The sequence below is a fragment of the Candidatus Nitrososphaera sp. 86-2 genome, from assembly GCF_056726185.1.
Genome location: NZ_JBWZON010000001.1, coordinates 2,117,774 through 2,131,537 on the forward strand (window position 1 = coordinate 2,117,774; position 13,764 = coordinate 2,131,537).

At 54.3% G+C, this 13,764-nt stretch carries 18 protein-coding genes; 8 read left to right on the forward strand and 10 right to left on the reverse strand.

From position 1 onward, the window contains the following. Window positions 1–4: 4 nt before the first annotated feature. The 6 genes from ACYOR7_RS12600 to ribE are packed head-to-tail and all read right to left on the reverse strand — an operon-like array spanning window position 5 to window position 4,399. The gene (locus ACYOR7_RS12600) at window positions 5–661 is read right to left on the reverse strand and encodes a 2,5-diamino-6-(ribosylamino)-4(3H)-pyrimidinone 5'-phosphate reductase (protein ID WP_479914129.1); all 657 of its coding nucleotides are present in this window, start codon (window positions 659–661) and stop codon (window positions 5–7) included. Next, a complete protein-coding gene (locus tag ACYOR7_RS12605) occupies window positions 658–1,857 on the reverse strand; it encodes an amidohydrolase family protein (RefSeq protein ID WP_479914130.1) in 1,200 nt (399 codons plus the stop codon). Before ACYOR7_RS12605 ends, ACYOR7_RS12600 begins: the two co-directional genes overlap by 4 nt. After that, window positions 1,851–2,606 carry a GTP cyclohydrolase IIa gene (locus ACYOR7_RS12610; protein ID WP_479914131.1) on the reverse strand — a complete coding sequence of 252 codons (756 nt, stop codon included), beginning with the start codon at window positions 2,604–2,606 and terminating at the stop codon, window positions 1,851–1,853. Before ACYOR7_RS12610 ends, ACYOR7_RS12605 begins: the two co-directional genes overlap by 7 nt. Continuing rightward, a complete protein-coding gene (gene ribH / locus ACYOR7_RS12615; RefSeq protein WP_479914479.1) occupies window positions 2,584–3,060 on the reverse strand; it encodes a 6,7-dimethyl-8-ribityllumazine synthase in 477 nt (158 codons plus the stop codon). Before ribH ends, ACYOR7_RS12610 begins: the two co-directional genes overlap by 23 nt. After that, window positions 3,057–3,746 (reverse strand): 3,4-dihydroxy-2-butanone-4-phosphate synthase, encoded by a 690-nt coding sequence (ribB, locus tag ACYOR7_RS12620; protein WP_294808199.1) that lies wholly within the window; start codon window positions 3,744–3,746, stop codon window positions 3,057–3,059. The genes ribH and ribB overlap by 4 nt, the downstream gene beginning before the upstream one ends. Before the next feature lie 53 nt (window positions 3,747–3,799). Beyond that, window positions 3,800–4,399 (reverse strand): riboflavin synthase, encoded by a 600-nt coding sequence (ribE, locus tag ACYOR7_RS12625; RefSeq protein ID WP_294808197.1) that lies wholly within the window; start codon window positions 4,397–4,399, stop codon window positions 3,800–3,802. Window positions 4,400–4,468: 69 nt separating this feature from the next. Here ribE and ACYOR7_RS12630 point away from each other — a divergent pair, with 69 nt between their 5' ends. The 6 genes from ACYOR7_RS12630 (at window position 4,469) to ACYOR7_RS12655 (ending at window position 10,679) form a co-directional block, all read left to right on the forward strand. Next, complete coding sequence (locus ACYOR7_RS12630; RefSeq protein WP_479914132.1) at window positions 4,469–5,440, forward strand: arginase family protein; 972 nt, start codon at window positions 4,469–4,471, stop codon at window positions 5,438–5,440. Between the two features lie 28 nt (window positions 5,441–5,468). Then, the gene (locus ACYOR7_RS12635; RefSeq protein WP_479914133.1) at window positions 5,469–6,797 is read left to right on the forward strand and encodes a serine hydroxymethyltransferase; all 1,329 of its coding nucleotides are present in this window, start codon (window positions 5,469–5,471) and stop codon (window positions 6,795–6,797) included. 404 nt (window positions 6,798–7,201) lie between these two features. Continuing rightward, window positions 7,202–7,918 (forward strand): P-loop NTPase family protein, encoded by a 717-nt coding sequence (locus tag ACYOR7_RS12640; RefSeq protein WP_294807693.1) that lies wholly within the window; start codon window positions 7,202–7,204, stop codon window positions 7,916–7,918. 4 nt (window positions 7,919–7,922) lie between these two features. Beyond that, entirely contained in the window at window positions 7,923–8,201 is a 279-nt protein-coding gene (locus ACYOR7_RS12645; protein ID WP_294807696.1) for a DUF8156 family protein, read from the forward strand. Beyond that, on the forward strand, window positions 8,182–8,433 hold the full coding sequence (locus ACYOR7_RS12650; RefSeq protein WP_294807698.1) for a DUF8156 family protein: 252 nt from the start codon (window positions 8,182–8,184) through the stop codon (window positions 8,431–8,433). The genes ACYOR7_RS12645 and ACYOR7_RS12650 overlap by 20 nt, the downstream gene beginning before the upstream one ends. Continuing rightward, the gene (locus ACYOR7_RS12655; protein ID WP_479914134.1) at window positions 8,430–10,679 is read left to right on the forward strand and encodes a DNA polymerase domain-containing protein; all 2,250 of its coding nucleotides are present in this window, start codon (window positions 8,430–8,432) and stop codon (window positions 10,677–10,679) included. Before ACYOR7_RS12650 ends, ACYOR7_RS12655 begins: the two co-directional genes overlap by 4 nt. Here the strand turns inward: ACYOR7_RS12655 and pyrB are convergent. The 3 genes from pyrB to ACYOR7_RS12670 are packed head-to-tail and all read right to left on the reverse strand — an operon-like array spanning window position 10,674 to window position 12,432. After that, complete coding sequence (gene pyrB / locus ACYOR7_RS12660) at window positions 10,674–11,609, reverse strand: aspartate carbamoyltransferase (protein WP_479914135.1); 936 nt, start codon at window positions 11,607–11,609, stop codon at window positions 10,674–10,676. The two genes, ACYOR7_RS12655 and pyrB, sit on opposite strands and share 6 nt — an antisense overlap. A gap of 43 nt (window positions 11,610–11,652) precedes the next feature. Then, entirely contained in the window at window positions 11,653–12,024 is a 372-nt protein-coding gene (locus tag ACYOR7_RS12665; RefSeq protein WP_479914136.1) for a DUF1801 domain-containing protein, read from the reverse strand. 33 nt (window positions 12,025–12,057) lie between these two features. Further along, window positions 12,058–12,432, reverse strand: coding sequence for a hypothetical protein (locus ACYOR7_RS12670; RefSeq protein ID WP_294807709.1), 375 nt, complete (start codon window positions 12,430–12,432; stop codon window positions 12,058–12,060). 62 nt (window positions 12,433–12,494) lie between these two features. Between ACYOR7_RS12670 and ACYOR7_RS12675 the strand changes: the two genes are divergently transcribed. Next, the gene (locus ACYOR7_RS12675) at window positions 12,495–12,734 is read left to right on the forward strand and encodes a hypothetical protein (protein ID WP_479914137.1); all 240 of its coding nucleotides are present in this window, start codon (window positions 12,495–12,497) and stop codon (window positions 12,732–12,734) included. A gap of 32 nt (window positions 12,735–12,766) precedes the next feature. Then, on the forward strand, window positions 12,767–13,405 hold the full coding sequence (locus tag ACYOR7_RS12680) for an NADPH-dependent F420 reductase (RefSeq protein ID WP_479914138.1): 639 nt from the start codon (window positions 12,767–12,769) through the stop codon (window positions 13,403–13,405). A 51-nt stretch (window positions 13,406–13,456) separates the two neighbouring features. Here the strand turns inward: ACYOR7_RS12680 and ACYOR7_RS12685 are convergent, their stop codons facing one another. Continuing rightward, on the reverse strand, window positions 13,457–13,708 hold the full coding sequence (locus tag ACYOR7_RS12685; protein WP_294807578.1) for a hypothetical protein: 252 nt from the start codon (window positions 13,706–13,708) through the stop codon (window positions 13,457–13,459). Between the last annotated feature and the right edge of the window lie 56 nt (window positions 13,709–13,764).

The window sequence follows — 13,764 nt, forward strand, 5'->3', positions numbered from 1 at the left end:
AGTGCTATGGATTTTTACCCATCCTGTAAAAGAGGACGAGCTCGCCGGCTCCCGTCTTTTGCACGCGCACAAGACGGAATTTCGGGCCTTGCGATATGGCGTCATAGCCGTCGCCTTCGACGAGCGTGGTGGCAAGCCGGCCGCCGGCGACCCTTGGCGCTATAGTTAGTATCAGTTCGTCTGCAAGGCCGAGACTCAGAACAGACCAGTTGAGCTCGCCCCCACCTTCGACCAGGATTTTCTTGAATCCCATCTTCTTTTCAAGTTTAGAAAAGAGTGCCTTGATATCGACTGCTTTGTCGCCCGCCACTGTGACCTCGGCGCCGGTTTCCCTTATCCTCTCGATGTCGGCTGCGCTTGCCTGCTTGCTTGCGGCAACCAGTGTCCTTATTTCGCGCGCGGTGCGCAATAGCTGCGAGTCGCTTGGTATTCTGCCCCTGCTGTCTACAATCACGCGTACCGGGTTTCTGCCCCTGACAAGCCGGACTGTCAGCTGCGGGTCGTCGACAAGCACCGTCGATATTCCCACCACCACCGCGTCAGAGCCGGCGCGAAGCCTGTGGACCCTTTTCAGGTCTTCCTTTGACGAGATTGTAGAGTCGCCTGAGGCCGTCGCTATCTTGCCGTCAATCGTCATCGCGGCATTTACCGTAACTTTCATGATAACAGCTCTCCTGAAACGAGCCTGCCGGCGGCCATCACGGCGCGCACTGTGTCCTTGCTAGCCCTGTGTACGATGGCCGCGTAAGGGTCATGCATGGGATAGAGGTCGGCGTGCCTCTTGTCTATGAACAGAAGGTCCGCTACTCTGCCGGGTGCTACCCAGCCGGTGTCAAGGCCAAGCATCTTGGCCGCATTTGCAGTCGCCATCTTGATCAGTTCCCGAGGCTCAATAAAGTCGCCCTGCGCGTGCGATGCCTTCCATATGTAGTCCATCTCGCGGAACATATCCGGCGAGTTGAGCATCACGTTGTCCGTGCCTATAGCGACGAGGCAGCCGCGCCTTGACATCTCTGCGACGCGGGGCAGGCCGGCGCCAAGGATGCCATTTGCACGCGGGCACACCACGATGCCGGCCTTGCCTGCTGCAAGCGACATCTCGTCGCCGGTGGCGTGTGTCATGTGCACCAGTATGTCTGGCTTTAGATGGCGCATTATGCGCTCGACTTCGCTCTTGCCGGTGTTTTCTCGGGAAAACTGGACCGTCTCGGCCGACTCGGCCGCGTGTATTGCAACTAGCTTTGCAGCCGCAATCTCGCCGTACTGCTCAAGAGCAGCATCAGTGTTCTCGTTTGCGCCGCTGATGCCGAGGCCGTCGGCGTTTTCCAGCACCTGCTTTGCGGTGGCAACTGCGTTTTCTGGCAGCCCCTCTGTTCCCGCGGGGTTGGCATAATAGTGGTCGACCCTGCCGAGCGCGACGCACTTTATCGGCAGGCCGGCTATCGCGCTTTTCAAGAGCTTGATGCCTTCGGGCCCGCCCTCGCGGAAATCAGCAAACGTCGTTATCCCTTTCTGCAGCATAGAGACGGCCGAGCTTTTTATCATCGCGGCAAGGTGCGCTGGCGGGCTCTTTTCGAGGATCTTTTTCTTTGCCCCAAACACAGGGTGCACCCTCGCGTCAAGCTTGTTTCCTGCCGAGATGTCCTTGCCAATCGAGTCGGCAATGTGGGTGTGCGCATTGATAAAGCCGGGCATAACGAGAAAGCCGCCGGCGTCCAGCACCTTTTTTCCCCGAACAGAAGAGCGGCCTTCTCCCGCGCTCTTGATGATTCCTTTTTCGATCTCGATGTAGCCGCGCTCTATGTGCTCTAGGTTTTCGCCAAGGAGAATGCTTGCGTTTTCAATTACTACTAGCATCGTATTTCATAGATCGTCTGGATCTTGCCTTCGTCGCGCATGTCGCGGATCGTGTCGAGGGCCTTTGTAGCCGCTTCTGCGGCCCTTCGGCCGTTTCTGCCGATGCCGATTCCGCAGTTGAACTTGACGTCAAGCCCTGCCGTCACCTTCTTTATCACGCTGTCGGCCTGCGCCCCTGTCACGCCGTTAGAGATTACCATAAAGTTGTCGCCTCCTAGAAAGAACGTCAGCGCATCGAGTTTCAGAAACTCCTCTGCCAGCCTCCCGTACAGCTTCATAACAAGCGCCGTTACTTCGTACGGCGACAGCCGGCCGGTCAGTTTCGTCGAGCTGTCGACATCGATGTGCATTATCTGCGCCGACATCTCATCGCCGGCTGCTGCTACGGAGCCGAATATCCTTGCCTTTACGTCGGCAAGCCTGTTCTCCTTCCTTGCGCTGTACGCGGTCATGCTGGCTTCAAGCGCGGTCTTGCCTGCCCCGATTGCCATCGACATCTTTAGGTCCTTGTAAAGGATCGCAAGTGCGTGCGCGATTTCCGCGTGTTCTGCGACCGACATGCCGTTTGTGATTGCGAAATACTCGTCAAAGCGGTTGAAATAGACGAGGGAATCTTTTTCATGGAAGAGGCGCTGCATATCGTGGTAGATTCTTGCCTGCAGCATCTGCAGCTGCGCCTCCCTGTCGTAGCCCAGCGTGAGCGTCCAGGGGCCATAGCCCTCTATCCTAATGATTGTAAGCTGAATCATCTATTACCACCACAGTTCCCCGGCCTGCCGTTTTTTCTAGCTTTGCAAGGCGCATCGCCATGTTGACTGCCGCATTCACAGCACGAGCAGGCACAATATCTTGGCGTTCCCTTGCCTGCTCTGCAGTCATGCCAGGACCGGTTATTCCTAGCGCGACCGGCTTGGCGTACTTTAGCGAAAGATCTGCAATGAGGCGCGATGCGTTTTCCGCGACAATATCGTCGTGGCGCGTGTCGCCCTTTATTACGGCGCCCAGCGTGACAACTGCGTCGACGCTGCGCTTTTTCAGCAATTTCTCGACTGCAAGCGGCATGTCAAAGGCGCCGGGCACGTACACGACGAAAGAGACCTTGGCGCCGAGCCTCTTGGCCTGCTCTTTTGCCTTTTCCAGCATGTGGAGCGTTATCTTGCTGTTGAACTCTGATACCACTATTGCAAGCTGCAAACTTTCTATGCCACCTTGGCTCTCTGGTGAGCTTCCTTAAGTTCGCTTGCCTCTACAAGAGGAATGCCGGATTTCTTGGCGTACACCAAGGCTTTCTCTATCGATAGCGCCCCGTGGGTCTGTGAGTCCATCATCTCGCATATTGCCACCGCCGGCGTCATGTTTGCCAATTTCATTAGGTAGACGCACAGCTCCGTGTGGCCGTTCCTGTCGGAAAGAAGGTTCTTTGCGGCTATCAATATGGGCACATGGCCGGGCGCCCTGAAGTTTCTGGCAAAATCCTCTATGCCGCCATTGTCTATTCTCTTGCAGACCTTGGCCATCTCGGATATTGTGAGGGCCCTGTCACGGTCGGTTATGCCTGTGAATGTGTCGCGGTGGTTCACAGAGATTGAGAACGAGGGCTTGTCGCCGTACGCCGCCCTGCCCTCCACCAACCTTGAAAAGACAGGATTGACCTTGCCCATGCTTGCTATCATGTCGTGCATATAGACGAGGCCCAGCTTGCTTGTCACTTCGTTTGCGATTGCAAGGCAGAGAAGACCACCGGCGTCCTGCCTCATTGCGGCAACATGCGCAGGGGTGGCGTGCTCTGCGGCTACTACCATGTCAATCTCGTTTTCGCGCCCCTTGTCGTCGTGGACCAGCACAAACCTGCCGGCCTTGAGCGCCTCTATGGCTTCGGTCAGTGGCAACAGTGAGGCTTGGCAGCATAGTTATTAATACATTACTAAAAGAATGGTAACTACTAGTGTTTTGGTAGGCTCTTGCTTACGTACTTGCTAAGGACGTCCGTCTCGATATTTACCTTGTCGCCCTTTTTCTTTAATCCAAGCGACGTCATATCCAGCGTATGAGGTATCAGCGAAACAGAGAACTTTGCCCCATCGACATCGACCACGGTGAGGCTGATGCCGTCCACCGCTATCGACCCCTTTGGCACGAGCGCGCTTGCGAGCGCCTTGCTGTCGAGCTTGAACCACATCGTAGTTTCTGACGGTTTTTCGATTTTCTCAACAATGGCCGCGGTGCCGTCCACGTGGCCTAACACGAAATGCCCTTCCAACCTGTCGCCGACTCTCATACTGCGCTCGATGTTCACCTTGTCGCCCGGCTTTATCCCGCCAAGCGACGTGCGGCGCACAGTCTCGGCGACCATTTCAAACAGCGCCTCGCCTTGTTGCAGCTTCGTCACCGTGAGGCAGGCGCCGTTTATGCAAACGCTGTCGCCCACCTTGAGGCCTTTTGCCATCCTGCCAAGTTTGATGCTGATGGCAGTGTCGGCGCCCTTTGTCGCCCGTGCAACAGACCTTACCTCTGCAAGGCCCTCCACGATGCCGGTGAACATGTACTATCAGCTGTGCAGCGAACAGGGGATAAAAAGATTGATTTGCCATAGCCGCAAACCATCTGTGGCATGTGCAACACTGCCGTGTTTTTCGGCGATGAGCTGGCCCGCTACGGGTTTGGCGGGTCGCATCCGTGGGGTACAGACCGCATCTACGCGTTCTGGTCGAAACTGCAAAATGAGAATATTGCAAACATTGTTGTCGAGCAGCCGGAAACGACGACAGAGGAAGCCGTGCTTTTGTTTCACGAGCGCGACTATGTTGAATTGGTAAAAATGGCATCGAAACAATGCAGGAGCATCCCCCTTGACAGGGGCGACACTCCGTCTTTTCGCGGAATCTTTGAAACAACGCTGTACGTCGTCGGGTCGGCGCTTGCGGCACTTGACATGGTAATGCAGGGAAGGGACAGGGTAGGAAGGAAGATAGAGCACGCGTTCGTGCCGATAGCCGGTCTGCATCACGCAAGGCGCGACTCTGCCGGCGGCTTTTGCGTCTTTAACGACGTCGGAGTCGCAATAATTCAGGCGCGCAAAAAGTACGGGATAAAGAGGATAGCGTACGTCGACATTGACGCGCATCACGGCGACGGCATTTTCTACGAGTTTGAAAGTGATCCGCTGCTGTTCTTTGCAGACGTGCACGAGCACGGCATCTATCCGGGCACCGGTTCTGCCAGCGAGACAGGGAAAGGCGAGGCAACACGAACGAAATTGAACATACCGCTTGAACCCGGCTCCGGCGACAGCGAGTTTTTCAAGGCGTTTGCAAAAGTGGAAGAGTTTGTCGACTCGTGCAGGCCAGAGTTGATATTCCTAAACTGCGGCGCAGACAGCCTTGCCGGCGACCCGATAACTGACCTGCGCTACAGCGCACGCGCGCACGGCCACGCGGCGCAAGTGCTGCACGACTTGGCGCACAAGCACTGCAACGGCAGAATAATCGCTGTCGGCGGCGGGGGCTACAACCGAGCAAACATTGGCGCCGCGTGGACAGAGGTGGTCAGGGCGTTCGCGGCCAAAGAAGCGATATACTATTAAGGACATTCCGGCCCACAAAAAGCCAACTATGAGTGCGCGTAAAGCCTACAGCGAAGTCCTTAGTCTGATGCGCGAGCATCACAAGTGGTTCAACAGGTCAATCCCGCTTATCGCAAGCGAGAACATCCCAAGCCCCGCCGTGAGGGAGGCTGTAATATCCGACTTTGGCAACCGCTATGCTGAAGGCTGGCCCGGCGAGCGCGTTTATGCAGGGTGTGTGTACATCGACCAGGTAGAGGTTATCTGCAACGAACTTGCGAGAAAGGTGTTCAGGGCCGAGTTTGCCGACTGCCGCGCGACTTCGGGCGTCGTCGCAAACCTTGCAATTTATGCCGCGTTTTCAAGCCCGGGCGACTGGATGATGGCAGCGTCCATTCCGTCAGGAGGGCACATTTCCCACGGCAAGAAGGAGCATGCCGGGACCGCCGGCCTCGTGCACGGCCTCAACATCGAGCACTATCCGTTTTCAAAGGAAGAGATGACAATCGACGTCGACGCCACAAAGAAAAAGATAGAGGAAATGGCCCGCGACGGCAGGGCGCCGAGGATGGGCATGTTCGGCGGTTCATTGTTCCTGTTTCCGCACCCGGTAAAAGAGCTTGCCGGTTTCATGCACGACCACGGCATGTACATCAACTATGACGGCGCGCACGTGGCGGGATTGATTGCAGGGGGCGAGTTCCAAGACCCGCTGCAGGAAGGCGCCGACTCGATGACGATGAGCTCGCACAAGACGCTGTGGGGGCCGCAAGGTGGCATCATTGTATCATATGAAAAGCACGCAGAGGCGATAAAGAAGGGGATATTCCCGGGCAACACGTCGAGCCACCACCTGCACCATGTCGCAGGCAAGGCGATTGCGCTGGCAGAATCGCTGCAGTTTGGCAAGCAATATGCAAAACAAGTGATAAAGAATGCAAAAGCTCTTGCAGAGGCGCTTGCAGGGTACGGCTTTGGCGTACTGGGGGAGAAACGCGGCTACACGATGTCGCACCAGATAGCAGTTGATGTGACAAAGTTTGGCGACGGCGGCACCATCGAAAAGGATCTGGAAAAGGCAGGCATCATACTCAACAGGCAATTATTGCCGGGCGACATCAAGGCCGGCAGGCACTATATGCATCCGGGAGGCGTGAGGATAGGCGTGCCGGAGGTAACTAGGCTCGGAATGAAGGCCGGCGAGATGAAGGACATTGCCAAGTTCATAAAGCGCGTCGTCGTTGACAAGGAGGACACAAAGAAGGTTAACAAGGACGTTGCATCATTCCGCAAAGAGTTCCAGAAGGTACAGTACGCCTTTGACAATGCAGTGGGCGCCTATGAGTACATCAGCCTGGTAAGCGGCAAACGCAAATAACTAGAGTGGCAGGCTCTCATTGAGCATCAGCGTCAAGAGCGCCGCTCTCAGCTCCTTACCATACGCCGCCTGCTTGGAGTAGACCGCGTTCTTGCAATTCATACCAATTCTCTGCGGCCTATAGTCACATTTAGTTCAGCTTTTTCTCTGAAGAAGAGGTGTTCAAATGAAATGTCACATAATGACATTACATGTGTTAACATGTTACAACATACCCCCTCCCCCTAAGGTGCTAGCTGGGTTATAGGCAAAGCGGCAGGTTCAGCTGTATGCTCAATCGCAACCAAACCTTGCAATATTTCTGCTCAAAATGCAATTCATTGCTAAAATGCACAACGACAAACGTCGATCCTAGTAAGATTATCGAAGCTTGTCCCCATTGCGGAAACCTGCTGTCTGAGACCTTGGAGGTCCGCCAGTCCAAACAAAAAGAGGTGCTGTTACCAGAATTCCAGATAGCACAATCAATCCCGGTCCTCACTTTCGGCCTGAAACAACTGGATGCTTTCTTTCTAGGGTCAAGGATAGGCGATATCCTCTGCATCATAGGGCCAAAGGAAACAACTTTGCTTGCAAGCAGGCTGTCCGTACGAGCCTTGCTTCCAAGGCGACTGGGCGGCCTTGAATCGTCTGTTTTGTTCATCGACGGCGGGAACAATTCCGACATTTACCAGTGCGTGAATTTTGCCAGACAGTACGGCCTTGATATTAAAAAAGTCCTCGAAGGAATAGTGGTCAGCAGGGCTTTTACCATCCACCAGCTGGCGTGGCTCATCATTTACGAGCTCCCAAAAGCCATAGAGCGGTTTGGCTCCAAGCTTGTCATCATTTCCGGTATCCTGACCCTGTTTACCCAAGATCCGCAGGTGGATCAAAAGGAGGCAAGACGTTTGTTTAGGGAAGTTATGACAGCAATAAAGAGGGTTTCAGACAGGGCGCTCATAGTCATCACGACGGACAACATGCTAGGGTACAAAGACATGTTTGCCAAGCTCAAAAACAGGATCGAAATCCACTATGATGATGCAGAAAGCGACATCAGACTTGTCTCCTCAAATTCGTACAGATCCAAAGAAATCATCCTGCCAGAAAAGGCCCTGAGGCTTGTCAAGGTGGAATAAAAAAATGGGACGCACCATACCCGCATTCCGGCTTGCACAGATGTACGAAGAGGCAGAATGGAAGCCGTTCAGGAGCGCCCTTTCCAAGGCAGAAAGGAAAGAGTTTGACAGGATGTTTGCCACTTCCCGGCTTTACATCTCTGCCTGTTCCTACGCTGCAAAGCCGGTAAGGATACAACCGATCTTCATGGCCATCATCTTCCACCATTACAAGCAACTTGTCAAGATCAGCGAAAAATTAGGCACAGAGGAGGTCAGGGTCAGTGAGCCTATTTCCAGATAAGGACGTACTGCCCAGAGAAATCGAGTCTTGGAAGGGCTTTGCTGACAGCCTCCGGGCAGAGGACAGAAAGCTGTTCACGACAATGCTGGCCAACTGTCGCATCTATGCAACTGCCATCAATGCCAAAGGAGAGCCATTTCCCACAGAAGCCCTGCTGATGGCTCTGGTATTCCAGCAGCAGCGGATGATAAACTGGCTCATAGAGCAGGTAAGAGCAAGGAAAAGCGCATGACGGTCAGAGGATGGCTGCTTGATGCGTATCCGTCAAAAGACAAGATGGTCTTTTGGTTCAAGGAGGAAAAAAACGGCAGGACGCTCAGGCTTGAAAGTAGCTGGACACCTTCGATATACGTTGCCACTGATGACAAGGCTGACCTCTTGTCAGTCCTGCGGAACATCGACCTGCCGTCCGCAGTCAGGGCGCATGAAATAGTCTCCAGGTACGAGCGGGTGACGGACAGGGAAAAGTCGCAAGTCCTGCGGCTGGAGTTAAGCCGAGCAGACGTGGCGACGCGGCTTGCAGAGAGGATAGAGCTTCTCGGCCCGTTTGGCAAGTTCAGACTGTACAACGTCGACCTTTTGCCGGCACAGTCATACTTTTACGAGCACGAACTTTTTCCGCTGGCGTATTGCGAGGTCGACCCCTCCAGCCCTATCTTCAAGTGGGATGTATTGGATGATGTCTGGTACACCACCTATGCGGTGCCTGCACTAAAAATCCTGACCCTTGACGTCAGCCCAAGAAAGGAAGCCAAGCTTCCAAGGTTCAGCGACAGGATAGCGTCGGTCACTCTCAATGTAAAAGGCGGCGAAAAAATCATAATCGAGGCCGAATCCGAAATAGAGATCTTTCAAGAGCTGGAGAGGGAAGTCGCAAGAATTGACCCCGACTTTATACTTGTACAAGACGGCGACTCTTTTGTCTTTCCGTACCTCATCCACAGGGCGACAGAAAACGGCATTTCTCTTTCACTGAGCAGAGAGGCCACGCAGCTGAGAAAGCCAAGGAAAGAAGGGACATCGTACTTTTCGTACGGCAGGATACAGTTCAAGCCCACTGCCGTCAAGTTGAGGGGCAGAATCCACATCGACACCCGCAACTCGTTCACGCTGGATGAGACAGGGCTGCACGGCCTGTACGAGATAGCGAGGATATGCCACATGCCCCTCCACACTGCTTCCAGGGCCTCGATAGGCAAGTGCCTAAGCGGCCTGCAGTTCTACCACGCACACAAACGAGGGCTGCTTGTACCGTGGAAACCGGTCTTGGCGGAACATTTCAAGACCTACGGGGAATTGCTGGTTGCAGACAGGGGAGGTTTCGTCTTTGAGCCGAGAACGGGTGTCTACGAGCAGGCGGCAGAATTTGACTTTGCTTCCCTCTACCCCTCCGTAATGTACTGGAAAAACATCTCTGCCGAGACGGTCAGGTGTCCCTGCTGCCCCGACTCCAAGGAGAGAGTTCCAGAGCTCGGCTATAATATCTGTCAAAAAAGAAGAGGGATCGTCCCGGAGGCGCTTGAAATAGTCATTAGGAAACGAGCCCAGTACAAGGAACTGAAAAAGAACACAGCAAACGACGCGCTAAAGGCAGCTTACGACGAGAGGCAGTCCGTGCTGAAATGGATCAACGTCACGTCCTTTGGATACCTTGGATTCAATAACGCAAAATTTGGCAGGATAGACGCCCATATTGCGGTCTGCGCTTTTGACAGGCAGCTTTTCCTCCAGGCTAGCAGGACAGCTGAAAGGATGGGCTTTAGGGTCCTGCACGGCATAGTCGATTCGCTATGGCTGCAGAAGCAAGACGCGACTACGGACGATTACGCCGCATTGAAGAATGCGATAGAGCAAGAGACGGGCTTTCCAATTTCCTTTGAGGGCGTCTACAAGTGGATAGTATTTCTCCAGTCCAAGGAAAGCGACATGCTCCCTGCGGCCAACCGGTATTTCGGAGCTTTCCAGGACGGAAGCCTGAAGATCAGGGGGATAGAGGCCAGACGGCATGACACCCCTCCTCTTTTCGTAAAGTTCCAGCACGACATCCTGGAGATAATGGCAAGGGGCAACAGCATCGCGGATGTGCGATTGCTGATGACGGAGGTCCAGCGGGTTTTTGACGACTATGCCGGCGCCATCAGAAACGGCAAGGTTCCTGCGGATGACATGGTGTTTACCAAGCAATTGTCAAAAGACGCCGGCCAGTACCAAAGGCGGAACACGATTGAAAATAATTCGATTTCCCAGCTTGACAAAGAAGGCAAGAGCCTGAAGGCTGGACAGATATTGAGATACGTGATTACCGACTATTATCACGGCAGATATACCACTCCTGCAGAATTCTTGGATGAAAAGACGCGAATTGATCGAGAGAGATATGTCGAGATTCTTGCAGAAATGTGCAATTCTGTAACCGAACCGTTCGGCCTACGGGTAAAACCCACTGATGGCAAAAAAGGGTGCCAGCTGCAACTATAGCGGTGGGCTTTCGTTGAGCATCAGCGCCAAGAGCGCTGCGCGCAACTCTTTTCCGTACGCCGCCTGCTTGAAGTAGACCGCGTTCTTTGTATGGTCAATAGAATGCGAAATTTCATCTAGCCTCGGAAGCGGGTGCATAACCGCGACATCCTGCTTTGCCTTTTTCAGAGTCGCGCTGTCAATCGTGTACGAGCCCTTCACTTTCTCGTACTCTTGCACGTCGGGAAAGCGCTCGCGCTGGATCCTTGTCACGTACAGCACGTCGGCGTGCTCAAGCACGTCGTCAAGGTCATTATGCTCTTTTATCTTTAGCTTGCCCCGGATGTCGTATATCGACTCTTTTCTCACTGCAAGCGACGGCGGCGACACGAGGTGCACGTCGACGCGATAGTTGGCAAGGCCGTACAGCAATGAATACACGGTCCGGCCATACTTCAAGTCGCCCACGATTGCAATCGATAGCCCGTCGATTCCGCCCTTTTCCTTCATGATTGTGTACAAATCGAGCAGCGCCTGCGTCGGGTGCTCCTCGCTTCCGCTCCCCGCGTTTATTATCGGGTTTGTCGACAGCTCGGCAGCAAACCTGCTAGAGCCGTCCATCGGGTGCCTAAGCACAATGACGTCAGAGTAAAGGTCGATGACCCTGATGGTGTCGGCTAGGCTCTCGCCCTTTTCCACTGACGACGACTTTAACTCTGAAATGCCTATGAAACTACCCCCAAGCGACGCCATCGCCGCCTCGAAACTCATCCTTGTTCTGGTGCTCGGCTCGTAGAATATGTAGCCAAGCGTCCTTCCCCTCCCAAGCTCCCCGCGCTCGCCCGGCTTCATCGTCCTAATCTTGTCAGTCGCCGAAAAGACGTACTCGAGGTCGGCCTTGGAGAAGTCCTTTATCGAGACGATGTCGCGGTCGTAAAAGTGGTTGGGCATTTCTTATTCTTTTGAAAAGAATGGCTCGTAATAAACCCTTTAGTCACAGGCCTTTCATGACGATCGCGTCTACCAGGAACCTGCTCAGCGCGCCTGCATTGATCTCCTTTTCGCTTACAAATTCCAAGTACCTGACCTGCATCTTGGGCCCGCCGAGCAAAAGCCCATCCGGGTCCGGCAGGTGGAAGCCGTGCTCAAAGTACAGTTTCACTTTGTCTTTTGCCGGAAAGATGCCGCAGAAATAGCCGACGGCAGGATGCCTGTGGCCTATTGCGTGCCAGCCGGGATAGCCTGTCTCCGAGGCGCCCTCGACAGTTTTCTTGATTATAGTGCGCAGCCGATTTGCTATTGCCCTCACCTCCGACGTGTGGCCCTCAAGCTCTTCCTCGGGCGAAATGGTGCGCTTTGGCGGCAACGACACCTGCTGCAGTGAAGCGGAGGATAAAGCTTACTTGTCAAACGCGCCTGCGACGCGCTGGAACTCTGAGAGGAATTTCTTGGCCTCCATGTCATCCTTGTAGTACAGAGCAAAGCTGGAGACGTACTTGCCGATGACAAGACAGTACTCGCCGTTCTCGTTGTCCTTCTCAAACTCCAAGTAATCCAAATCTTTGGGCCCGCCCTTGTACCCGTCGTCATAGAGCACCGCCTGCATGAGGTTCACAATGTCGTAGAACTCGCCGTACTTCATGGCAAAGTCGATGGAGAGGCCAAAATCCGACGACTCGACGTGGAGCGAGAACTCGCGGTTGTTCTTCATCAGCGAGAACGAAAAATAGTTCAGCTCCACAAGCTCCGGCAGGCTTTCGTCTGCTTGCTCCATATTTTATACGCCCCCTTGGTAAGGGAACAGTTTATTTTAACTGTTGTTCATGGCTCACCTCAATGCCCGCGTCCTTTGTTTATGGCCAAGTCTCGCTAGAGTTCCAGGTAGAGGCAGGCAGGAAAGCGAGGGCGATAGTGAGGTACCGCTATTACGCGCAAGAAAACAGAGTTGAATATATCTCAATAGACTACACCGACTCAAAGTTGAAAGAGAAGGTCGAAGGCGACCCGGCGATAAGGGAGAAGATAAACGAGTATGTAAGAAAACTGCTCTCAAAGAGGAATGAGGGCCTCTCTTAGTGCTTAAATGCACATCTTGGCTAGGGACTCTTATGAAAATTGGAATCATCGGCTCCGGCGAGGTGGGGCAGAGGCTTGGCGACGGCTTTATCGAGCTTGGGCACACTGTAAAGATAGGCACGCGCGACCCGCAAAAGGTGGCTGCGTGGGTCGAAAAACACGGCGACAAAGCTTCTGCAGGCAGCTTTTCCGAGGCCGCCGCGTTTGGTGAAGACATGGTTGCCATAGCGACACTGTGGACCGGGACGCAGAGCGCGATTGAAATGGCCGGCCCGGCCAATTTTGCAGGCAAGGTCGTGATGGACGTTACAAACCCGCTCGACTTTTCCTCGACTCCGCCAAAGCTTGCAATCGGCCACACCGACTCGGCCGGCGAGACCGTCCAGCGCCTGCTTCCCGATGCCAGAGTTGTCAAGGCGTTCAACACTGTCGGAAACCCGCTCATGCTGCACCCTGACTTTGCCGGCGGCAGGCCGACCATGTTTGTGTGTGGAAACGACGACAGCGCCAAAGATCTGGTGCGCGACATTGCGTTTTCGCTCGGCTGGGAGACCTTGGACGTCGGGGGCATTGAAGGGTCGCGGTTGCTAGAACCGCTTGCGATGCTGTGGGTGGTCCACTATTTCCGCACGAAAAACGGCAACCACGCGTTCAAGCTGCTTAGAAAATAATAGCGGCATGGCCTGCACTGGCGCCGGGGTATGCCCGCGCAAATTCCGGCTCTAGTGCAGCATTTCTTCCCTGTCGTGTCGCTCCTTTTGCGTCCGGGCCTCTTCTTCGGCCCTGCGCCACTCGGCGACGTGCCAGTCGTATTCCTTCTTTCTCCTGTAGCTGGCGTGCGCCACGAGCGCCATCAGCGCAAGGAATATGGCTGACCCGGCGACGACGGAGGCCATCGCCACCGGCGACATGGGATGAGGCGGCGCGCCTGACGATGCTGCCCCTGACACTATCATTGCAACGAGGTCCAGCAATTTGCCTCATAGTATTATCCACCGCGGAATAGATAAAGCTGTGCGTGCGTGTGTGT

Excerpts from the sequence above, each read along its gene's own strand:
- ACYOR7_RS12600 (WP_479914129.1), bottom strand. The coding sequence starts at position 661 with ATGAAAGTTACGGTAAATGCCGCGATGACGATTGACGGCAAGATAGCG.
- ACYOR7_RS12630 (WP_479914132.1), top strand. The coding sequence starts at position 4,469 with ATGTGCAACACTGCCGTGTTTTTCGGCGATGAGCTGGCCCGCTACGGG.
- ACYOR7_RS12655 (WP_479914134.1), top strand. The coding sequence starts at position 8,430 with ATGACGGTCAGAGGATGGCTGCTTGATGCGTATCCGTCAAAAGACAAG.
- ACYOR7_RS12645 (WP_294807696.1), top strand. The coding sequence starts at position 7,923 with ATGGGACGCACCATACCCGCATTCCGGCTTGCACAGATGTACGAAGAG.
- pyrB (WP_479914135.1), bottom strand. The coding sequence starts at position 11,609 with ATGCCCAACCACTTTTACGACCGCGACATCGTCTCGATAAAGGACTTC.
- ACYOR7_RS12670 (WP_294807709.1), bottom strand. The coding sequence starts at position 12,432 with ATGGAGCAAGCAGACGAAAGCCTGCCGGAGCTTGTGGAGCTGAACTAT.
- ACYOR7_RS12675 (WP_479914137.1), top strand. The coding sequence starts at position 12,495 with ATGCCCGCGTCCTTTGTTTATGGCCAAGTCTCGCTAGAGTTCCAGGTA.
- ACYOR7_RS12610 (WP_479914131.1), bottom strand. The coding sequence starts at position 2,606 with ATGATTCAGCTTACAATCATTAGGATAGAGGGCTATGGCCCCTGGACG.
- ACYOR7_RS12680 (WP_479914138.1), top strand. The coding sequence starts at position 12,767 with ATGAAAATTGGAATCATCGGCTCCGGCGAGGTGGGGCAGAGGCTTGGC.
- ACYOR7_RS12635 (WP_479914133.1), top strand. The coding sequence starts at position 5,469 with ATGAGTGCGCGTAAAGCCTACAGCGAAGTCCTTAGTCTGATGCGCGAG.
- ribE (WP_294808197.1), bottom strand. The coding sequence starts at position 4,399 with ATGTTCACCGGCATCGTGGAGGGCCTTGCAGAGGTAAGGTCTGTTGCA.
- ACYOR7_RS12605 (WP_479914130.1), bottom strand. The coding sequence starts at position 1,857 with ATGCTAGTAGTAATTGAAAACGCAAGCATTCTCCTTGGCGAAAACCTA.